The organism is Deinococcus sp. NW-56 (assembly GCF_002953415.1).
Classification (GTDB): domain Bacteria; phylum Deinococcota; class Deinococci; order Deinococcales; family Deinococcaceae; genus Deinococcus.
In genome coordinates this window covers 2255630-2277862 of record NZ_CP026516.1, presented here as the reverse complement: position 1 = coordinate 2277862, position 22233 = coordinate 2255630, and the positions used below count along the sequence as shown (strand labels likewise).

General features: G+C 68.0%; 9 protein-coding genes and 3 pseudogenes. 4 read left to right on the top strand and 8 right to left on the bottom strand.

Annotated features, from left to right (window positions below; genetic code table 11):
* The first annotated feature begins 6 nt into the window (after window positions 1-6).
* Window positions 7-1479: an ATP cone domain-containing protein gene (locus C3K08_RS11425; protein ID WP_104991416.1), complete on the top strand. Its 1473-nt coding sequence runs from the start codon at window positions 7-9 to the stop codon at window positions 1477-1479.
* Window positions 1480-1496: 17 nt separating this feature from the next.
* Here the strand turns inward: C3K08_RS11425 and C3K08_RS11420 are convergent, their stop codons facing one another.
* From C3K08_RS11420 to C3K08_RS11410, 3 genes are read right to left on the bottom strand one after another with little or no spacing between them, the layout of a single operon-like run.
* Window positions 1497-4313, bottom strand: a complete 2817-nt coding sequence (locus C3K08_RS11420; RefSeq protein ID WP_104991415.1) for a transglutaminaseTgpA domain-containing protein — start codon at window positions 4311-4313, stop codon at window positions 1497-1499.
* 17 nt (window positions 4314-4330) lie between these two features.
* Window positions 4331-5272, bottom strand: coding sequence for a MoxR family ATPase (locus tag C3K08_RS11415; RefSeq protein ID WP_104991414.1), 942 nt, complete (start codon window positions 5270-5272; stop codon window positions 4331-4333).
* A 52-nt stretch (window positions 5273-5324) separates the two neighbouring features.
* The gene (locus tag C3K08_RS11410; protein ID WP_104991413.1) at window positions 5325-6269 is read right to left on the bottom strand and encodes a cation diffusion facilitator family transporter; all 945 of its coding nucleotides are present in this window, start codon (window positions 6267-6269) and stop codon (window positions 5325-5327) included.
* Window positions 6270-6808: 539 nt separating this feature from the next.
* Between C3K08_RS11410 and C3K08_RS11400 the strand changes: the two genes are divergently transcribed.
* Window positions 6809-11962 carry an AAA domain-containing protein gene (locus tag C3K08_RS11400; protein ID WP_104991412.1) on the top strand — a complete coding sequence of 1718 codons (5154 nt, stop codon included), beginning with the start codon at window positions 6809-6811 and terminating at the stop codon, window positions 11960-11962.
* A 50-nt stretch (window positions 11963-12012) separates the two neighbouring features.
* Here the strand turns inward: C3K08_RS11400 and C3K08_RS11395 are convergent, their stop codons facing one another.
* The gene (locus C3K08_RS11395) at window positions 12013-12291 is read right to left on the bottom strand and encodes a hypothetical protein (protein WP_158679918.1); all 279 of its coding nucleotides are present in this window, start codon (window positions 12289-12291) and stop codon (window positions 12013-12015) included.
* Window positions 12292-12339: 48 nt separating this feature from the next.
* Window positions 12340-14457, bottom strand: a complete 2118-nt coding sequence (locus tag C3K08_RS11390; RefSeq protein WP_234009060.1) for a type I restriction endonuclease subunit R — start codon at window positions 14455-14457, stop codon at window positions 12340-12342.
* Window positions 14458-14650: 193 nt separating this feature from the next.
* Here C3K08_RS11390 and istA point away from each other — a divergent pair.
* Together istA and istB are read left to right on the top strand one after the other, a co-directional pair.
* A pseudogene (gene istA, locus C3K08_RS11385) lies at window positions 14651-16215 on the top strand (IS21 family transposase).
* Window positions 16216-16222: 7 nt separating this feature from the next.
* Window positions 16223-16978, top strand: a pseudogene (gene istB / locus C3K08_RS18520) (IS21-like element helper ATPase IstB).
* Between the two features lie 155 nt (window positions 16979-17133).
* On the opposite strand, the pseudogene C3K08_RS18300 reads toward istB, so the two are convergent.
* From C3K08_RS18300 to C3K08_RS11365, 3 genes and pseudogenes are all read right to left on the bottom strand, one after another.
* Window positions 17134-18084 (bottom strand): annotated as a pseudogene (locus C3K08_RS18300) (type I restriction endonuclease); the annotation flags it as partial.
* Window positions 18077-21019 carry a DUF262 and DUF1524 domain-containing protein gene (locus C3K08_RS11370; RefSeq protein WP_104991409.1) on the bottom strand — a complete coding sequence of 981 codons (2943 nt, stop codon included), beginning with the start codon at window positions 21017-21019 and terminating at the stop codon, window positions 18077-18079. The gene C3K08_RS11370 and the pseudogene C3K08_RS18300, both read right to left, overlap by 8 nt.
* A complete protein-coding gene (locus tag C3K08_RS11365) occupies window positions 21016-22167 on the bottom strand; it encodes a restriction endonuclease subunit S (RefSeq protein WP_369848265.1) in 1152 nt (383 codons plus the stop codon). The genes C3K08_RS11370 and C3K08_RS11365 overlap by 4 nt, the downstream gene beginning before the upstream one ends.
* Window positions 22168-22233: the final 66 nt, after the last annotated feature.

Genomic DNA, 22233 nt, shown 5'->3' with positions numbered 1-22233 from the left:
CACGGTGTGACCCAGCCTGAACTCAGCATCGGCACCTCCCGGCACAGTTGGCCCTTCAGCCGGGGGCTGGTCGTGGAGTCGCTCGTCAACGCGGGGGCGAGTGCCCCGGCGGCGGCCACCGTCGCCCGGCGGGTCGAGCAGGCGCTGCGGCACGCCCGGCGCACGCCCGTCACTCCGGCCGAGTTGCAGGCGCTGATGGTGGACCTCGCGCGGGACGCGCTGGGGGAGGAGGTCGCGCAAGCGGCTGCCCAGCAGACTCCCGCCTTCGTGGACATCGTCGTGCAGGCCAAGAAAGGCACGCTGCCCTTCAGCCGGGGCGTGCTGGCCCGCACGTTGGAGGACACTGGCCTCTCGCCGCGCGACGCCTACGGCACGGCGAGCGCGGTGGACGTGCGGCTGCGGCAGTCCGGGCGGCGCGAGGTCACGGTGCCCGAACTCGACGAGGTCACCGAGGACGTGCTGGCCGGGCGCTACGGCGAGCACCTGCGCCGCACCTACCGCTTCCTGAAGGGCAACCGGGGCCGCCTGGGCGTGGTCAGCGGGGACGGAGGCACGCCCACCCCCTTCAGCAAGGGGCTGCTGGTGCAGTCGCTCCTCGCGGCGGGGGTGGCCCCCGACGTGGCCCGCAAGGTGGCCCGCGTGACCCAGCGCGACCTGCGCGGCAGCGAGGACCGCTTGGTGACCCGCCAGGCCATCCGCGAGAAGGTCGAAGCCCTGCTGCGCGACGAGGTCGGCCCCGACGTGAGCGCCCGCTACCGCCTGCTGCGGGTGATTCGCCGCCCGCCGCGTCCCCTGGTCGTCCTGCTGGGGGGCGTGAGCGGCACGGGCAAGAGCTACCTCGCCGCCGAGGTCGCCTACCGCCTCGGCATCACCCGCGTGATCGGCACCGACGCCGTGCGCGAGGTCATGCGGGCGATGGTATCGCGCGAACTCGTGCCCGGCCTGCACGCGAGCACCTTCAACGCCTGGGAAGCCCTGCTGCCCCCCGGCGTGCCGCGCCCCGACAAGCCCACCCCCGCCGAACTGCTCGCCGGGCTGCGCGATCAGGTCCAGCAGGTCAGCGTGGGGCTGGGGGCGGTGGTGCGCCGAGCCATCGAGGAGGGCACCAGCCTCGTGCTGGAGGGGGTCCACCTCGTCCCCGGCTACCTGCGGGCGGCCGACTACGCGGGGGCGCTGGTGGTGCCCATGCTGGTGACCCTCCCCGACGAGGGCGAACACCGCCGCCACTTCGAGTCGCGCGACCGCGAGACGGCGGCCAGCCGCCCCCTGCACCGCTACATGGCCTACTTCGGCGAAATCCGCACCATGCAGGACTACCTCGAAGAACTCGCCCGCCGCGAGGACGTGCCCCTGCTGGACGGCCTGACCCTCGACGAGAGCGCGGAGCAGGCCGTGGACGTGGTGCTGCGCCGGGTGATGGCCGCCCTGACGCCGCAGGAGCGGGCCGCGCTGCTGGGGGAGGAGGGGGGCGGGGAGTGAAGGCGGCCTGATCCTGCCTAGCGCCCCCTGACTTGCCTCACCGCCGCCCGCAACTCCGCCACCGCTCCCCCGTCCCCGCCATAACGGGCGCGGTGGTACGCGCTCACCGCCGCGCGGATGGTGTCGGCCTGCTCGGGGTGGCGTTCTATGGCCCGCTCCCCGTAGGCCGCCGCCGTCTCACCGGGAGTGCGGGGCAGGCGCAGGCGCCGGGCGAGGTCGTCCAGCAAGCGGGCGGCGGGGTCGGGGGCGGGGGAGCGCCGCCGCGCCACGAGCAGCAGCGGCAGCGCGGCGAGCAGCACCCCGGCGACCCCCAGCGCGAGCAGCGCAGGCCGCCCGCCCACCCCGGCCTCCACCCGACCCAGCAGGTCACGCTGGCGCGGGCCGTCGTAGCCCGCCACCCAGTTGTTCCAGCGGGTCTGCCAGGCGTCCACCCGCAGGGCCACCCGGTCCAGGGCGGCGGGGGGCGGGGGCGTGCTCGCCTCCGGTCGGGCCAGGGCACTAGGTAGTCCAGCGGTCACCCGGCCCGGCGCGACCTCGGCGGTGGGGTCCACCCGCACCCAGCCCTGGCCCTCCAGCCAGACCTCCACCCAGGCGTGCGCGTCCTGCTGCCGCACGATCAGGTAGCCGCCGTCGGGGTTCAGCTCCCCGCCGAGGTAGCCCCCCACCACGCGGGCGGGCACTCCTGCCGCCCGCATTAGGAACGCGAACGAGGACGCGTAGTGCTCGCAGAACCCGGCGCGGGAGCCGAACAGAAAGGCGTCCACCCGGTCCCGCCCCGGCAGAGTGGGCGGCGTGAGGGTATAGCGGAAGTCCCCGGCCCGCAGCCACTCCAGGGCCGCCTCCACCCGCTCCGGCGCGGGCAGCCCCGCCCACGACGCCGCCAGCGCCCGTGCCTGTGGACTCTCCCCGGACGGCAGCCCCAAGTTGAGGGTCAGACGCTCGGACGCCTCCCGCACCCCCAGCCGGGCGGCGCGGCCCTGCACGGCGTGGCGGGTGCGACTCCCCCCCACGCTGAAGGAGACGGCCTGAAACGCGGTCGTCAGGAAAGCCCCCGGCGGCAGCGTGGTCGGCGTGTCCAGCACCGGAATCCAGGGCGGGTTGCCGGGTTCCAGGGTCAGGCGGTAGGCCAGCGTCGGCCCATAAAACTCCACCGTCGGGGACCCGAAGCGTTCACGCACCTGCCCCCAGCGCACCCCGTCGTAACGCTCGTAGACGGGGCCGCGCCAGTAGCGCTCCTCCGGGGTGGGGAGGGGGCCGCTGAACTCAGCGCGGAAGGCCACGTCCCGGCTCTGCGCCAACTGGCTGTATTCCCCCGCCGTGATCTCATCGGCCAGCCCGGTCTGCGCGGCCTGCACGGGGAGCTGCCACAGCGGTCCGTCGGGGCGGGGGAACAGCACGAACAGCACGGCCATCAGCGGCGCGGCTTGCAGGCTGAGGCGGCCAGCCTGGCCCACAGCGGCCAGCCCCGATTCTGGCCCCGGCCCAGTCCAGCGCCCCAGCGCGGCGAGCAGGCCCACCAGCCCCAGCGCGACATGCGCCGCCGCGAGTGGTCCCTGCCCGAAGAAGAGATGCGTCAGCAGCACGAACACCCCCAGCAGCGCGAGCAGCCGCCCGTCCCGCCGGGTGCGCGTCTCGGCGGCCTTGAGGCACACCAGCAGCCCCAGCAGCGCCGTCCCTGCCTCCCGGCCCAGCAGGGTGCCGTAGACGGCGTTCAGCACGACGAATCCCAGCCCCGCGAGCAGCCCCAGCGCCCAACTTGGCGGGGCGGGCAGCGGGCGACGGGTCCGCAGGGCGGCGTAGCCCAGCAGTACGGCCTCTAGCCCGGTGAGCCACGCGGGTTGCCGCAGGGCGGCGGGGGCCAGCGCGAAGGCCAGCGCGAGCAGGGTGAAGCGCAGCGGGGCGCCCGGCAGCGGGGCCGGGGCGAGGCGCCGGGGGGCGGTCGCCGGAGCGGGCCAGGGCTGCACCTCCGCCAGTGCCGCGCGGGCCGCCGCCGCGTGCGCCTCCCCCACGCCGGGGGGCAGGGCGCGGCCGGGCAGCGTCAGGCGAAAGGGTGCTCCCATGCGCCGCGCCTCCTCCACCCAGGCGGCCAGTCGCGAGAGCCGGGCTTCGGTGCCTGTAAGGGAGGCCGTCTGTGCCCAGTCCAGCGCGAGGATCGTTCCGGCGGGCGCGTCCGTCTCGCGCACCACCAGCGACCCGGTGCGGGCCGCGTGCCGCCACGACACCTGCCGGGGCGAGTCGCCGGGCTGGTAGGGCCGCAGCCCGCTGAAGTCGTCCGGGCCGGGGCCGCGCCGCTCGGCCTCCTCACCCGCGCCGGGGGCCGGTGGGGGCGGGGGTGCTCCCTCCTCCAGCACCGGTGCGACTGGGAGGGGGGCCGGGGTCGGGAGGGGCTGCCACACCGCCCACAGCCCCAGCGGGTCCAGCGCGGCGACGGCGGGCCGGGTCAGGTGGAGCAGGCCACGGCTCGGGGTAGACACCGGAACCGTCACCTCGGCGGTGCCTCCTGCCGGGACACGACCCAGCCCGTCGGCCCCCGACCCCAGCCGCACGAGGACAGTCAGCCCCGGTCCCCGGCTCTCCACCCGCACTGCGAAGGGGGCCGTGCCGCCCGCGACCGCCGAAGCCGGAGGGGTCACCCGCCCGGACAGCGCCCGCCCCGCCCGCGTCGCCTGCGCCGCTGCCGCCACCCACACGCCCCCCAGCAGGAAAGTGACCGCGTACCCCAGCCCCAGCGCGTAGTTGATGCAGCCCACCAGCGTGACCACGATCAGCCCCAGAAAGGCCACACCCAACCGGGTGGGGCGCAGGGTGCCGGAGGGGGGCGGAGCAGAGGCCATCGGGCGAGGCGAACGGGTCAAGGAATGGGCGTCTCGGCAATCAGGCGGGCCAGCACGTCCGGCCCGGTTCCCCCATGCGCCGGGAGGCGGTGGCCCGCGACGCTGGGGAAGACCGCCTGCACGTCCTCCGGCAGCACCATCGTCCGCCCGGCGAGGTAGGCCCATGCCCGCGCCGCCGCCAGCAGCCCCAGCAGGGCGCGGGGACTCAGGCCCGAGTCCAGCGCCGGGTGTTCGCGGGTCGCGCGGGCGAGCACTTGCAGGTAGTCCAGCAGCGGCCCCGCCGCGTACACGGCGTCCACCTCCCGCCGGGCCGAGCGCAGCGTCTCGGCGTCCAGCACGGCGGGCAGTTCGCGCACCACGTCGCCCCGCCCGCCCGTCTCCAGCAGGGTACGCTCGGCGCGGGCGTCGGGGTAGCCCAGCGTCACCGACATCAGGAAGCGGTCGAGCTGCGCTTCGGGCAGCGGCGACGTGCCTGTGTAAGCCGCCGGGTTCTGGGTGGCGATCACGAAAAAGGGGTCCGGCAGTGGCCGGGTCACGCCGCCCTCGCTGACCTGCCGTTCTTCCATCGCTTCGAGCAACGCACTCTGGGTGCGCGGGGTGGCGCGGTTGATCTCGTCGGCGAGCAGCACCTCCGAGAAGATCGGCCCCGGCTGGTACCGGAAGATCCCCTCGCGTCCGTCCCAGACGCTCACGCCCAGCAGGTCGGCGGGCAGCAGGTCCGCCGTGAACTGCACCCGCCGGAAGCTCAGGCCCAGCGTACGCGAGAGCGCGTGCGCCAGCGTGGTCTTGCCGACGCCGGGCTGGTCCTCGATCAGGAGGTGACCCCCCGCCAGCAGGCAGGCCAGCGAGAGGCGCACCTGCCCCGGTTTGCCCAGAATCACCCCGTCCAGTTGCGCCAGCGCACGGGTCACCGCCGCCGCACTGGTCGAGGGGGAGGGAGCGGCGGGCACGCGCGTCATGGGGGCGAGTCTAGCCGCGCCCCTCTGACAGAACTGCGACATCGGGCGCGGGCTAGGCGTGCAGGTCTTCGCGGTCCTCGCAGGGCTGCCCCTCCGCCTCGGGTTGCAGGGTGACGTGCCGCAGGCCGTGGCGCTCGCGCAGGACCTGCCGGGCGCGGACGAGCACCTCGGCGTGGTCCGCCCCCCCTGCCACCTCCACATGCGCCGTCAGAATCGGTTGCCCCGCCGTGATCGCCCACACGTGCAGGTCGTGGACGCCCTGCACCCCCGGCACCCCGCCCAGGGTGGCCCGCACCGCCCGCACGTCCAAGCCCTTGGGGGTTCCCTCCAGCAGCACATTCAGGCTGTCCAGGAGCAGGCCCCACGCGCTGCGCAGGATCAGCAGGCCGATCAGGGCGCTCACGATGGGATCGGCCACCGTCCACCCCGTTCCCAGCACCAGCAGCGAGGCGACGATCGCCCCGACCGACCCCAGCAGGTCGCCCAGGACGTGCAGAAAGGCCCCGCGCACGTTCAGGCTGTCCCGCTGTCCCCCGTGCAGGACGGCGGCGCTCACGAGGTTGGCGACCAGCCCGGCCACCGCGACCGCCAGCATGACCCCGCCCTGCACCTCGGGGGGTGCCGAGAGCCGGGTGTACGCCTCCCACAGAATCCAGAGCGTGAGCAGCAGCAGCGCCGCCGCGTTTACGAAAGCCGCCAGAATCTCCACCCGGTAGAAGCCGTAGGTGCGCTCCGGAGTTGCCGGGCGGCGGGCGAAGCGCACCGCGAAGAGGCTCAGCGCCAGCGCCGCCACGTCGGACGCCATGTGCCCCGCGTCGGAGAGCAGGGCCAGGCTCCCTGACACCAATCCCCCCACGATCTCCACCACCATGAACGTCGCCGTGACCCCCAGTGCGATGCCCAGCCGCCGCGCGTCGGCCCCGTGCCCGTGGCTGTGGCCGTGCCCGGCGTGCTCGTGGTCATGCGGGTGATCGTGGTGGTGGGAGTGGGCGCTCATCGGGCCTCCGGGGGCGGGGGAGACGGGGGCAGACCGGGACAGGCTAGCGCAGAGGTCCGCCGAGCCTTCTGGGTCCGGCTCGGAATCGGATGGACACTGGAACTGGTGGGGGTACCCTTGAGGCGCAGAGCCAAAAGGAAAAACCCCGTCCCAGAGGGAGCGGGGCTTGGTCTGGCTCGGCAGGTTGGGGTCGAACCAACGACCGTCCGATTAACAGTCGGATGCTCTGCCACTGAGCACATAAACCTTGTCCCAGGCAGCATATTATGGTTTCTCTGAATATTCAACCTTTATGGGGAGCACACGATCTTCATGCTGGGCACATGCGCTTGATATGCCCTTGAGGCGATGATCTCGTTGCGTCTGCTCCATCCCAGAAGCAGGAGTGGCGACGTTTGGCGCAGCAGCTGTTCGTGTTGAGGGTCTACAGGCTGCCGGTCGCGCATGTTGGGCTGCCTGCACTCAAGCAGCTACCTATACTCGACGCGCCGCCCCGCTCGACAGCCCCACCCAGCGTGTGCCGCAGGAAGAGGTAGACCATGGATGCGATGACGCGCGACCGCACCACGCGGATGTTCCAGTTCTTGCAGGAGTTCACGCAGCTCAAGTACAAGCCCCAACGTACCAGTGACGCTGACAGCGTGCTGTGGCTGCACAGCCTGCCTCAGGAACCGGAGATTCAGAACGCCGCACGCCTGACCGAGCGGGAGGTGCCGCCCGACGAGTGGCTGGTGATCCGCAAGCCGAAGTTCCGGCCGGCACCCTCAGTGCCGGACGCCCTCACGGAGTGGGTGAACGGGTCGGCCAATCAGGTCGAGAAGCCCCCGACCGTGCGAACCCAACGGGTGGTCACCACTGAGGTCCTAGACGACGACCTGCAACCCCAGCAGATTCAGGAGACCCTCTTCCTGGATGACGACAAGCCCCTGCTGGCTGCCTGGGAGCGCTACGAGCGGGAGTGGCAGGTGTGGGCCGCCGAGGAGCGCCGGGCGCGGGCTGTGCAGGACCGCTACTCGCAGCTCTTCGACTTTCATCAGCGACTGGAGTCTTTCGGTGAGACCTACGAACTGCGCCTGGGATTTGGGTATCTGGCCTGGCGCACGCCGGGAGGCGCAGAGGTGCGCCGCCACCTCCTGACGGCCCGCGCCGCCCTAACTTTTGACGCCCTCCGGGGTGTCCTGACAGTCACGGCCTCGGGCGACGGAGCGCGTACCTCCCTGGAACAGGACATGCTGGACGCGGACGAGCGGCCCCTGCCGCAGGTGCAAGACCACATCCGCAAGGCGCTGGAAGACAGCGGCGAGGAGGTCTGGAGTGGCGCCGTCCTGCCCGACCTCCTGAAGGCCTGGGTCAACGCTGCCGGGGAGCGGGGGGTCTACGCGCCTGACCTCATCCCTCCCCGCGGAGCACCCACCGACCCCACTGTGCACTGGGCACCGGCCCTGGTCCTGCGGCGCCGGGGAGAGCGTAGCCTGGCCGCCGCTTTCGGCGACATCGTGAAGCAGGTCGGGCAGCTCGGCGCCCTGCCGGAAACCCTGCGCCGCTTCGTCGAGGTGTCCGACGCTATGCCTGAACGTGGCGGTGACGGTGAGCCCTCCGGCCAGCGGGCCGCCGAGGTGTACTTTCCGCTTCCGGCGAACGACGCCCAGATGGAGATCATCCGCAAGCTGAGCCGTCAGCCCGGTGTGCTGGTGCAGGGACCGCCGGGCACCGGCAAATCGCACACCATCGTGAACCTCGTGTCCCACCTGCTCGCCACCAACCAGCGCGTGCTGGTGACCAGCCATACTGCCCGGGCGTTGAAGGTGCTGCGTGACAAGTTCCCGCCTGAACTCGCGGCGCTGTGCGTGACGCACCTGCGCGGCGAGGAAGGTTCGAAGGCCATGCTGGAACGCTCGGTGCAGGAGATCACCCACCGCGCCAACAACCGCGAGCCGGAAGCCCTCGAGACGGCGCGGCTGCATAGCCTCTCGCAGAGCTTGGAAACGGCGCGGCAGGAAGAGGACCGCTTGCTCGACGAGTTGCGGAGCATCCGGCAGGCGGAAGTCGGCGAACTGGACCTGCACGGCTACCAGGGCAGCGCCCAGGAGACCGGCGAGCGGCTCCGGGCACAGGAGCCGCTCTTCGGCTGGTTGACGGAGCTGGGTAACCCGGCCGACCCGGCTCCCTGGACGGACGCACAGGCGACGCGGCTGCTCGGGCTCCTGCGGGGCTTTACCCCGGCGGAGGAAGCCGAGCTGGCTCAACGCTGGCCCGCGCCGGAAGACTTGGTGCGCCCAGAACAGTTTCTGGGCTTCGTGCGCGATGAAGCCGAAGCTGCCAACGTAACCCAGCGCCATGCAGGTGCCCAAGCGCACCCTCACTTCGGCCTGCTGCGCGAGGCAGACCCGGAGGCCCGAGGAGAGCTGCTTGATGCCCTCCGCACTCTGTCTGGCCTGGTCTATACCTTGCGCGGCCGTCCGGAGGCGTGGCTGGCAGGAGCCGTGGACGCCTTGCTGCGGGGTCAAGCCGGACTGTGGCAGGAAGTCCGTGCCCGCACCGATGAGGCGCTTCCCACGCTCCTGGAGCGCGGCGACTGGCTCGGCCAGGTCAGCGTCAGCGGCCTGGGCCAGCGGGACCCCTTAAGCGTGCGCGCCGATGCGGAAACGGTCAGGGACCACTTGCAAGGGGGAGGGGGCTGGGGCAACTTCCTGCGGAAACCCGCAGCCGTCAAAAATCGTCAGTACCTGCGCGAAGAGATCAAGGTCGGAGGACGCGCGGCCGACACCCCGCCTGTGCTGCAAGAGCTGATCGACGCTTTCGACCTGAACGGCAGGCTGGGGCGTCTCGAAGAGTTGTGGAGGGGTGTGGGCGCTCCAGTCAGCGGTCCCGTGAAACTGCGCCTGGTGGCTTTGCGCGAGCAACAGGAGGCGCTTAAGGGACTGGACGCGGTCATGGACCGGATTGCCCGAGCCCGGACCGCCACGCGCAAGGTGCCTGGCCTCCCCGAGCCGCGCTGGTGGGATGCCGCTGAGCTGGACAGCCTGATGGCGGCGCTGCAGGCAGCCAGCGCAGAGGCCGCGGCTGCGGCCAGTCGCCGGGTCCTGAACGACCTGCTTCCGGCTCTGGAGTCCTTGTCTCTCCTGCCTGGGGCACACCCGGTCCTGGCGGAGCTGCAGCAGGCCATCCAAGCCCGTGACGCTGACACTTACGGCCAGGCCTACCTCCGAGTCGTCCAGCTCTCGGCCCGGCGGGAGCTTTTGCGTGAGTGCGAACAACTGTTGGAGAAGCTGTGCGTCAGCGCTCCGGTCCTGGCTGATGAACTCCGGGGAAACCCGGAAGCAGCGGAGTGGGACGAGCGGCTTGCCTCCTTCGAGGCCGCCTGGCGCTGGATGCGGGCAGACGCCGAGTTGGCGCGGATCTCCAATCCCGACACCGAGGTGGAGGTCCGCCAGCAGTTGGCCGCGTGCCGTCAGCGCATCCGGGACACCCTGCGTGACCTCGCCACCCACCGGGCCTGGACCAACACGCTGAACCGCCTGACGCAGCGTGAGCAGCAGGGCCTAGAGCGGTGGAAACGGGCCATGAAGAGCCTGGGCAAGGGGAACGGTAAACACGCCGAGCGGCACCGGCAAGCAGCCCGCGCCGCGCTGGAAGATGCCCGGAGCGCCATTCCTGCCTGGATCATGCCGCTGCACCTCGTCGGCGAGACCTTCAGCATGAAGCCGGGCATGTTCGACGTGGTGATCGTCGACGAGGCCAGTCAGGCCGGGCCGGAGAGTCTGTTCCTGACCTTCATCGCCAAGAAGGTCATCATCGTGGGCGACGACAAGCAGATTGAGCCGGAAGGGGTGGGCCTTCAGACCGACCGGGTGGATGCCCTGGTCAAGCAGTTTCTCTCGGATCTTCCCGCCCCCGAGATTCTGGGGGAGCGCAAGGCCAGCCTCTTCGGCTTTGGGGCGTACACCTACGCCGACCGCATCAGCCTGCGGGAGCACTTCCGCTGTATGCCGGAGATCATCAAATTCTCCAGCGACCTGAGCTACGAGGACCAGCCGCTGATCGCCTTGCGGCAGTTCGGCGCGAGCCGTCTGGAGCCGCTGATGATCCGGCATATCCCGGAGGGGTTCAGATACGGGAAGTCCAACCCGGCGGAGGCGCGGGCCATTGTCGACCAGATCAAGAAGTGCATCCAAGATCCCCGCTACCGCGACGCGGAGGGGAGACCCAAGACCATAGGCGTGATCAGCCTTGTGGGGGATGAGCAGGCAGAGGAGATTGCCTCGCTACTTCGCGCTGAGGTGCCCGAGCGGGAACTGGAGGAGCGCAAGGTCGTGTGCGGTGACGCCTACAGCTTCCAGGGTGACGAGCGCGACGTGATGTTCCTGAGCATGGTGGACAGCCCCACCGACGGGAAGCGAGCCGCCAAGCGCTCCAGGGACGACGCCATCTTCCAGCCCCGCTACAACGTGGCCGCCAGCCGTGCACGCGACCAGCTCTGGCTCTTCCACAGCGTCGACCTGCCCGACCTCCACCCCGACGACCTGCGCGCTTCGTTGATCGGGCACATGCGAAATCCGGAGCTGGCCCAGTTCCAGCCGCTGCAAGCTGCACGCATCCGGGACCTGCGGACTGAGGCTGCTCGACCAGGGCGCGCCCGCAACAATGCGCCCAGACCGTTCGACAGCTGGTTCGAGCTGGACGTGTACCTGCGGCTGGTGGAGCGCGGCTACAGCGTGATCCCGCAGTACGAGATGAACGGCTACCGCATCGACCTAGTGGTGGAAGGGCTGCGGGGCCGCCTCGCCGTAGAGTGCGACGGCGACCGCTGGCACGGCGCAGAGCAGTTCCGGGCAGATCTTCACCGCCAGCAGGTGCTCGAACGTGCCGGGATGCAGTTCTGGAGGGTGCGCGGCAGCACCTACACCCGCGACCCGGAAGCAGCTCTGGAAGACCTCTGGCGTACGCTGGACGAACGCGGTGTGTACCCGGAAGGCGATCCACGCAATTTCGCGCCTCAGGCAGAACCGGAGGGAGTCGCTGGTCACGCCACTATCCCCGGCGCAGACATGGAGGGCCTGCCTGCTAAACAGACCGCCGACATGAACGGCTCAGACAACAAGGTGACCCTAGAGGAGCCGCTCAGCCTGGTCAGCCTGCCCGACGTGATGCTCGCGCCCTACACCCAGGCAGTACTGGATATCCTGCCCGATCCGCGCGACCTGCCGACGCTGGAACCGGTCGTCGAGGGTCTGAGGCAGATCATCGAGGCCGAAGGGCCGATGCTGTGCCGGGTGGCGTACCGTAGCTATGCCAGAGCCGCAGGCCTGGCCTACGGCAAAACCCTACAAAGCCAGCTCAACAAGGCCGCCGCGCTTGGCGTGCGGCTTGGGGTGTTCGAGCAGAATGACGAGAACGGCCTGCCCGGACAGGTCGAGAAGGTCGTCCGTGTGCGGGGTGCGGCTCCCGTCCGCCTGCGTGAGCGTGGGCCCCGAGAACTGACGGACATCCCGCCCCTCGAACTCGCCGCCCTGATGCGCGAGTTGCAGCAGACCGAGCCGGAGTTGGCTGAAGAGCGCCACCGCGAGGACCTGTTCCGCCGGGTTTTGGTGACACATGGCGGCGAGCGGCTAACCCTGAAGAGGCGGGAGGTGCTGGAACTGTCACACCGTCACCTGCTGCAGGGACAGGAGGTGACGCTACTTCTGTCCTGAGGATCAGCGCGTCCCGTTGATCCTCGGGACAGTAAATTCAAGGCTCGCTCTTACAGGTCTAGAGCCTCATCAAAATCAACCTCGTCGAGGTCTCCTTGTTCACGCAGGGAGTCGATCAAGCCATCCAGGGAATCTACAGCTCCCTCGAGTTTTTGCCCTGTCTCCGCCTGCTGTAGCCCCTCACTTAGATTATCGAACTTCTCTTGCTCTTCTTCCTTAAGCTGCTCTAGTTCGTCGATCACCTGCTCGACAGTGTCCTTGAAGACCTGAAGTGCATGTTCGTACCTTTTGGCTTGTGCCTTAATCACGGCGCGTCCTGCTTGATTCAAACCAGCCTCCTTTCGCTCCAGCCGAATGCTCTGGGCTGTGTCAGGTTATCAACGGATCTCGGTGTAGATGTGCTCATTTCTACTCCGGTACGCCTCGTACACGTGGGCGTACACGGCGGTCACCGCGGCGTCGTACTCGGTCTGGTTGTACTGCTCGGGCAGGGCGTCGAGTTCCTGACGGATGGCCTGCCGCACCAGAGCGCGGGCCTGCTGCTTCTTGCGCCAGTCGAGCACCAGGCAGTTGGCCTTGAGCTTGGCGAGGAGACCCCGTGCCACCGCCTTCACGGCCTCGCGGTCAGCGTCGCTGAGGGGGGCCTCCACCGCTGTGATCTGGTCGAAGACTGCCAGCTCTTCTTCGGTCAGCCCTTCACGCACGGCACGCCTGACCTCCTCGCTGAGGTCGCGGCCCAGGCGCATCAGCTCCTCGAAGAAAGCCTCCACGTTGGCGGAGCCGGAATTGTACTCCTGGATCATCGCTTCAAGCCGGGCCGCGTAGTTTACGCGGGTCTTGTTGAGCCGGGTCAGACGCTGCACCTCGCCGTTCAGGGCCGCGCGCAGCTTCTCAGCCTCAGTGCGCTGGCGGGGCGTCTTCTCGAACATCGCCCGCAGCTTCTCGAAGTCCACCTGGCTCAGGTCGAGACGCGAGGTGCCGTCGCGGATGACGTAGCCGTAAGCGGCCACGGACGTGTCGAGCAGATCTTCCACCTGCTGCATGACGCCTTCCACCTCCGGCTCGTCGTCCTCCAAGTGCAGGCGCTCGGCAAGGACGAGGTACAAGGCACGCTCGGCCGCGAAAGCCTGCGCCGCCGGGTCGGGCAACACCGCCTTGAACAGTCGGTTCACGGTGTTCGCCGTATCCGTGAAGCGCTTACGCACGTCGTCTCCGGCCAGCAGCGCGTCGGTGGCGTCGCGGATCAATTCAAGCTTGGTCTCACCGCTGGCCGCGATGATGGCCTCAGGAGCCACGCCGTGCGCCGTGACGATGGCCTCGGCCTCCCCGATGGCGGCGCGCAGGGCGGCCAGCAACTCGTCCTTGTTCTTTACCGGGGTCTCGCCTGTGCCGACCCCCGAGCCATTCCCAGCGCCGTAGATGGAAAGAGCCCGCTGGAGGTTCCGAAATACACCCACGTAGTCCACGATGAGCCCGCTGACCTTCTCCTCCCACACGCGGTTGGCACGCGCGATGGTCTGCATCAGGGTGTGGTTGCGCATCGGCTTGTCGAGGTAGATGGTGCTTACGCTCGGCGCGTCGAAGCCGGTCATCCACATCGCGCACACAAACACCAGCCGCAGCGGGTTCGCCGGGTCCTTGAACTTCCCCTCCAGGTCCTCGGTGACCATGCGCCGCCGGTGCGGGGTGATGTCCAGCCCCTTGTCGCGGAAGTCCGCCACCTCGTTCTGGGCCTGCGAGACCACCACGGCCATGTCGGTCTCGCGCAGGAAGCGCAGGAGGCCCAGCAGGGCGTCGCGGGCGTCACCAGAGGCGGCGGACAGCTCGGCCTCGGTCGCCGTGATCTCGTCCTGCCAGTGGCGCTGGACCTTGTCGTACATCTTCACGGCGGTGGCCTTGTCGAGGCTGACCACCATCGCCTTGCCGAACTGGCCGCGCCCCAGGAAGTGCCGCACGAGGTCCCCGGCGATCTTCTCCAGGCGGTCGTCCCGCGTGAGGAGCTGGTACTCGCGGGAGAACTCGCGCTCGACCAGGCGCTCGGCGTCCTCGTCCACGCCCTCGCGGTCGAGCAGGTCTTCCATGTTCGCCTGGAGGTCCGCGTTGGTGAGCTGGAGTTCGGGGATGCGGTTCTCGTAGTACAGCGGCACCGTGGCGCGGTCCTGCACCGCTTCGGAGAAGTTATAGACCGAGACGTAATCACCGAAGACCTCGCGGGTCTTCTCCTCCCCTTCCATCAGGGGGGTCCCCGTGAAGCCGATGAAGGAGGCGTTCGGCAGCGCCGCCCGCATGTTCCCGGCGAAGAGGTCGTACTGGCTGCGGTGCGCCTCGTCGGTCATCACGATGACGTCGGACCGGGCCGAGAGTTGCGGGTAGACCTCGCCCTGCGGCGCATGGAACTTCTGGATCAGGGTGAAGAGGTAGCGGTGGTCCTCGCGCAGCAGCTCCTTGAGGTGCGCCCCACTTCCCGCCCGGACCCGGTCTTCGGGTTCCTGCACGGTTCCCGTGCGGGCGAAGGTGGTGTAGATCTGCTGGTGCGTACGCTGGCGTAATCCGGCGGGGGTCGCTGGAGTTATCCGGCACCTTCCGCTGGTCTAATCCGGCACCCTGCGCTGGTTGATTCCGGCACCCTCCGGTCGCGGACGAGACTCCCCTGGTCATCCTTGCAGGATGACCAGAAAGCGAGCGTCCATGCGAAAAATCAGGGAAGTCTTGCGGTTGAAACTGGAACTGAAGCTCAGTGACCGCCTCATTGGACAAAGCGTCCAACTCGCCCGCAGCACCGTGCAGGATTACGTCGCACGCGCTCAGCAAGCGGGGCTGAGCTGGCCTCTCCCCCAGAGCTGGACGATGTCCAGCTCGAAGTGCTGCTCTTTCGTACCCGTGAGCAGGCTGCCGTCAGTGTCACCCACCAGCCCGACTGGGCCGCCATTGACCGGGAACTGCGGCGCAAAGGCGTCACTCGTCAACTGCTGTGGGAAGAGTACCGTCGGCACCATCCGGACGGCTGGCAATACGCAACCTTCAACGAGAATTACCGGAAGTGGAAGGCCACAACGGGCCTGACCATGCGCCAGACCCACCGGGCAGGTGAGAAGCTCTTCGTCGACTACGCCGGACTGACGTTGCCCTTGACCGACCCGAGGAATGGGGTCGTCCAGGCTGGCCAGGTGTTCGTGGCCACCCTGGGTGCCAGCGACTACACCTACGCCGAAGTGACCCGAACCCAGGGCATTCACGATTGGATCGCGTCGCATGTCCGGGCGCTGGACTTCTTCGGTGGAGTGCCCGAGATCATCGTCCCGGACAACCTCAAGGCTGGCGTGACCCACGCCAGCCGCTACGAACCCGAGCTGAACCGCACCTATCAGGAATTCGCACAGCACTACGACGTCGCCGTCATCCCTGCCCGGGTCCGCAAACCCAAAGACAAGGCCCTGGTGGAAGTGCACGTGCAGATCGTGGAACGCCGCATTCTCGCCCCGCTGCGCGACCGGGTGTTCTTCAGCCTGTCCGAGGCGAACGAAGCGGTCTGGGAACTGCTGAACACCCTCAATGGGCAACCCTTTCAGAAGAGGCCAGGCAGTCGCCGCAGTGAGTTCGAAACCCTGGATCAACCCCTGCTGCGCCCCTTGCCCGCCCAGCCCTTCGAGGTGGCCGAGTGGAAGCACGCCACGGTCGGTCTGGACTACCACGTCGTCGTCCAGGGGCACGCGTACAGCGTGCCCCATCACCACGTCAAGACCCGGGTGGATCTGCGACTCACCGCGCGGTTGATCGAGATCTACCGTTCAGGCGTACGGATCGCGGTTCATCACCGGGTCCCCGACGCGCTGACGTCGGCCCGGCAACAGACCACGGTGCCGGACCACATGCCCGCCCACCACCGGTACTACCGCGAGGTGGGTCCGGACCAACTCCTGGGTCAGGCTCAGCAGATTGGGGAGGCCACGACGACCCTGGTGCGCGCCATCTTCGACGGAGATCAACATCCTGAACAGAGAAAGCGCGTCGTGACGGGTCTGCTTCGCCTGCACCGCGAGTACGGGGAGCGGCTGGAAGCGGCCTGTCGGCGGGCGTTGGCTCTGCAAGCGCACAGCTTGCAGAGCGTGAAATCCATCCTGAAGCACCGTCTGGACGAAGCGCCACTCCCCGATGCCCCCACCGCACTCCCTGTAGCCGACCACAGCAATCTGCGTGGTCCTGGGTACTTCGCAGAGATCGACGAACCGGGTGCCGAGCGCACCCTGAATTGAGGTTGACATGTTGCCCCATCCGGTGATTCAACAGTTGCGCGCCCTGAAGCTCGATGGCATGGCGCTCGCTTTGCAAGAACAACAGGAACAACCTGGTCTCCGCGAGCTGAGCTTCGAGGAACGACTCACCTTGCTGGTCGACCGTGAGCGGGCCTGCCGGGATACCCGGGGCTTGCAGCGCCGCCTGACGGCGGCGCGTTTGAAGGTCAATGCGAGCCTGGAAGAGGTGGATGTGAAACACCCGAGGGGCTGGATGCCCGGTTGCTGCGTTCACTGGCCCAGGGTCAGTGGCTCGCCGAAAAAAGGGGGGTCATCATCACCGGCCCCACGGGCGTCGGAAGACGTTCATCGGGTGTGCCCTGGCGCACCAGGCTTGCCGTCAGGGCTTCACGGCGTTGTATGCGCAAACCGGGCGACTGTTGCAGGAACTGACCCTGGCGAAAGGGGATGGACGGTATCTGAAGCTCCTGGCGAGCATCGCCAGGGTGAACGTCCTGATTCTGGATGACTGGGGGCTGGATGTGCCCACAGCGGAAGGTCGAAGGATTTTGCTGGAGATTCTGGATGACCGCTATGAACGGGCTTCGACGATCATTACCAGTCAGTTCCCGACCCCGGCCTGGCACGCGAATCTGGGAGATCCCACGCTGGCGGACGCGATCTTGGATCGCGTCCTGCATCACGCCTACCGGATCGAACTTCGGGAGAAAGCCTCAGAAAGAAGAGCAGGAAGTTGACCCCGGAGACGGTCAGCCTTTCATAATGGGGACAGCTCGTCCGTTGGCTGGGAGGGTGCCGGATAACTCCATTCCTGGAGGCCGGATAACTCCAGCAGCGGGTGCCGGATTGGCCAGCATACGCAGGCTGGTCCAGCTCGTCGCGGTCGGTGACGACGAGGAAGCTCCAGTTGCCGGGAACCTTGCGCAAGACCTTGCGGGAGAAGAAGACCATGCTGAGGCTCTTGCCCGACCCCTGGGTGTGCCAGAAGACGCCGAGGCGCCCCCGATTCTGCCCGGCTTCTCCCAGCGCCCGCAGCGCGTTGTTCACCCCGAGGACCTGGTGATTCTTGGCCAGGATCTTCGCCACGCCGCCCTGCGTTTCTAGGAAGACAGTGAAGTTCTCGACGAGGTCGAGGAGCCGCGCGGGAGCGCACACCCCGCGCAGCAGGGTCCCCAGCCCCACCCGGCGCGGCTCGTCCTCGCTCTCCACCCGCACCCACTCGGCGAAGTGCTCCCAGCCCGCGGTCATGCTGCCGACCACCGCGTCGGTGCCGTTGGAGAGGACCTGCACAGCGTTGGGGTGGAAGAGATGCCCGATGGTGTGTCGGTAGTCGCGCAGGTTGTCGCGGTAGGCGTTCTTGAGGCGGCGGTGGCTGGACTTCAGCTCGATGAACACCAGCGGCAGGCCGTTCACGAAGCCGATCACGTCGGGCCGGCGTGTGTAGAGGTCACTCTTGACCGTGAGCTGCTGCACGGCGAGGAAGGCGTTGTTCTGCGGCTGGTCCCAGTCGAACACCCGGACCCGCTCGGTCTTTTCGCCGCCGCTCTCCTCATCGGGGATCAGCACGGGGACGCCGTCCAGCATCAGGCGGTGTAGGTCCTGGTTGGCGGCCACTGCCGACAGCGCCGAGCGGTCCTGAGTCAGGACTTCCACCGCCTGCTCAATGCCCGCGCGTGGCACGCCGGGATTCAGCCGCACCAGGGCCGAGCGCAGGTCACGGGTCAGCACCACCTCTCGCTGGCTCTCGCGGCCCAGGGTGCCCTCCTGGCCTAGCACCTCGTGGGTGGCGTCGAGCGTCTGCCAGCCCAGCTCGCGCAGGATGGTCAGGCAGGTCTCCTCGACCAGCCGCGCCTCGGAGTAGTCACGCACGCTCTGCCTCCACTGCACCGCCGGGTACCATGCCCTCGGCCCTGGCAGCGCTGGCTAGCACTTTGCGCGCGTATGCGGCCTCGATCAGTGGTCGGAAACGGTCGGCGGCCTGAGGAGTGTGGAGGTGAAGGTACAGGAACTCCTGTCGCACGGCAGCCTCCTCTTCAAACCCGACCACATCGGTTTCACTAAAAGCCCCATACAGATACAGCCTGACCCGGTCCTCGGCCTTCGGCTCCAACTCTAGGAGGGGTATCCACCTGCCCCCTGCCTGTACGTCGAGGCTGAAGGACTTTTGCGCCCTGTTGACCCGTGTGCGCTGGGGCAAGAAGGGCTCACTCTGGGCGAGGACAGCCTGGAGAATGGCCTGCACCTGCGGCGGCTGCGCCTGGATGAACTCTTCCACCGTGGGCAACACTTCAGACCGACTTTCACTTTCCACTTGCGCCTCGAAGGCCGCCTGCACCGCAGGCCACGTCGCGTCGAGGTCCGCCACCGTCCGCAGCCGCCGACGCCACCACTTCGTCCATTTAGTTGGTTCCCAGCCGGGCCGGTCTGACTCCGGAATGCCGGTACCCTCCTCGCCCACGCGTGTCCAGACGGATAGAGAATCCACGAGCGGCTTCAACTCGAAAAACGCTTGGCGCTGGCGATAGGACAGGTACCACTTATTGCGTTTCAGGGTCACGTCCGGGGCCAGGGCCAGCACCCGACGTTCCAACTCGGAGAAGACCTCGCGGACGGGAGCTGGCAGCTTCTCCAGCGCTTGCTGAACGCCGGAGGGGGTCGACTGCTGGCGAGCCACCTGATAGGTCAGCGCCTGCCCTGCCAGGCCCAGGAACCACTCCACGTCGTCGCCGGGCCGCAGGATGACCTCGGCGTCACCGTTGCCGTGATGACCGATGTTAGTCACGTCGCGCACGCGTCCAGTGGCGTCGACCAGGCTCCCGTAGGGCAGGTTCAGCCAGCAGCGCAGGTTGTTGGCTCCTGTCTGCACCGTCAGGTCGCAGAAGTTCGTCCCGGCCTTGTACCCGATGTAGACCGCCAGCGGGTGCTCGGCGGCGTCCTCATGCAGGTTGAGCAGCCCCTCGCGCACGTCCTCGAACAGCTCGCGCAACTCGGTGCTCGCGCCCTGGAGGTGATCTTCGACGCTGCGCTCGACCTTCGGGGGTTTGCGCCCCTTCTCGTCAGCCCGTGCCCGCGCTTCCTCGGAGGGTTCCAGGGGTTGCCAGACCTTCACGGCGAGGGCGGCAAGGCGCTCGGCCCGTGCCTGAATCTGGGCCTCGTTCCACTCGTCGAGCTTCGCCAGGTCGGCATTCAGGCGCAGGTGGCTGTCCTTGAAACCGCCCTTCATGTCGCGCTTCTCGACGAATGGCCGGGCGCTGAGTTCGCTGTTGTAGCCAGTCAGCGTCAGGTTCCCCAGGGTGTGCAGGTACCGGCTCTGCACCCGCTCGGCATCCGGTCCCAGCATCGCCTGCCATTCCGGGGCCAGGTTCTCGGTCTGAGGCAGCACATGCTCGATGGTCAGGCCACCGAGCGAGATGGGTTCCTTGTGCTCGAAGTTCTCCAGCTTGAGCAGCGCGTACCCGCACAGCCGCTTGACCTGATAGAGGTCGCGGTGCGCCAGCGCCTCCCGGAACTCGCCGTCGCGGGGGAAGCGCAGGTAGGTCTTGAGGTCAAAGAGGGCGTCCTGAAGGCTCTGCACGTAGTCGGTGGGGTCGATGCGGCGCGGCAGGTCCGGAAAGAGCTTGTTCAGCCCCTGCGAGTTGATGCCGCAGATGCTCCGCCGGAACAGGTAGGACTCGGTCAGGCGCAGCACCTGCAAGAACTCCGGCTTCCCGATCACGCCCTGCTGCCAGTCGGCGTACACCTGAAGCAGGAACGGGAAGGCCACCTCCAGCTTCAGGGCCGCCACGTCGAGCAGCGCCCGGCGCACGTCGGCGTCCTTCTCCACTGCCGCCGGGTCGAGGATGGCCGCGTAGTAGCGGGACATCTCGGCCAGGTCCTGCACCAGCGCCCCGGTGTCCTTGTGCCCCAGGGCGTACCGCTTGAAGGCGGCGTACACCTGATCCAGTCGCGCCGGGGTATTCGTCGGAACCCGCAGGCTGAGATAGTCGCGCACGAAGCGGTCGAAATCCTGAGGGTCCCGCCCCGCGAAGCGGTCCTCCATCGGCTTCCAGTACCCGGTGTAGAGCTTGGTCTGCGCTTTCGGCTCTAGGCCCATCAGCACGAAGTTGCGGATCAGGTCGGCCTGGGTCAGGTCGAGGCCGGTGCTGTTCATGCTCTCGAAGATGAGCTGCGGGTTGTCCTTGCCCTGCTCCAGCGCCACGTCTACGATCACGAGCTTCTGGAGGCCCCGGTACACGTCCCGCAGGTCCACGTCCTCGTTCCCCAGGCGCTCCTCGAAGAAGCGCAGGTTCTCCAGTACGCGGGGGCTGGCGGTGTCAGGCAGTGGGCCGCCGTCCAGCAGGCGCCGCAGCGTCTCGCGGTCGGACTGGGTCAGCAGCAGCTTGTAGAACCCGTCGCCGCCGTCCTCGTGCCGGTTGATCAGGTGGTTCTCGCGGATGCGGGCCGCCGTGATCCTGGTCTCGCTGACCGAGCCGTCCTCGGCCTCGCTGGTGAGCACGATCTCGCCCGACGGTCCCAGGTGACGGGCCAGGGCCAGCAGGAGCAGTGAGGTGGTCGTCAGGCGCTGCTGGCCGTCAATCACGAGGTACTGGGAGACATCGCTGACCTGGTGGATGCCGCGCCCGATGTACACGACCGCCCCCAGGAAGTGCGCTTCCACCGTGGCGTCGCGGCCCGCTGTCAGGAGGTCGTGCCAGTACTGCTCACACTGGGGGCGCAGCCAGGAGTAGGTGCGCTGGTAGATAGGCACATGAAACTGCTTCTCGCCTTGCAGGAACTTCAGGAGCTTGGATTCCTTCGCCTTCACGCCACCGCCTCCTCTCGCGTCTGCTCGTCCTCGGTCTCCAGCCCTGGCCCCCGCACGTTCAGGGCCGACACGTCCAGCTCGCCCGACACCAGCCGGGGGAGGAGCAGGTCACGGGTGCGGCGGAGGTTGGCGTTGCGGAGTGTGAGAGCACCTCCCTGCTTGACGACCGATTCGATCAACTCGTTGAACCGCTCAAGGAGGGGCGCAGGCGGCACATTCACCCTGTACTTCACGAGCACCGACCAGTTGGCCCGCGGCATCTTGGTACCGTTCGACGTTTGCACCGAGTGCGCCACGAACTCGTCACTCGACACAGTCATGACCGCAAGCGGCCACCACTCGGGCCGCAGGGCCTTAATAACGATGGCATCTGAGGAGCAGACGCCGCTTACAGGCGCGACAGACACCTTGTGGAAGTAGGGGCGGATCTTGCCAAAGAGGATGTCCCATTCATCAAACTTGAGCTTGGTGCTCTGCACGTCCGCCGCACGGCCCCAGTCCCCTAGTGCCAGCAAGCGACGAGGAATGTGCTCAAGGCCGACATACCGTGTCTCAGGGTCAAGGTTGGCTGGGTCTACGGCACGGCGAGTCTCGAAGGCGATGTCTCCAAGCGCCTTAGCTTCCCACCCCTTCGGCCTCCGCCCCTGCTCGTCTTCCACGAACTCGGCGGCTTCATGGCCGGGGAAGCGGAACTCCACGAACCACTCGCGGTACAGGGCGCGGGCCATCTCCTCCAGCACCCGCACGCGCCGCGTGTTGTTCTCGATCAGGTCGTCGTAGGCCGAGAGGATGGCCGCGATCTTGCGCTGGGTGGGGAGGGGGGGGAGCTTGAGCGGAAAGGAGGTCAGAACTTGGGCATTGGCGTTCGGCTGTGCCGCACCCCCCATATGCTTCTGGATGAACTCCTTGTAGGCCGCCGACTCGACAACAGCCCCAACGAAGCCAGCGTCCACACCCTTTCTAAGCTGCAAGCGCACAAGGTAGGAGGCAAAGACGGCTTCCGGTGGGTTCTTAATTCGCTTCGCCCAACCTGTTGTTGCGCCCGTGCGAGCGACAACGATATCCCCTTCCTTGAGCAGGTATTTTCGCTGCTCCTTCTCGGTCAACTCGCAGTAGGGAACGGCCTCCCAGTCAATCAGAGCAGGCACGATATCGGTGATTCTGAGGAACTTTGGACCAACCTCAGTTTTACTGGCGCTTGCTGTATGACCGTA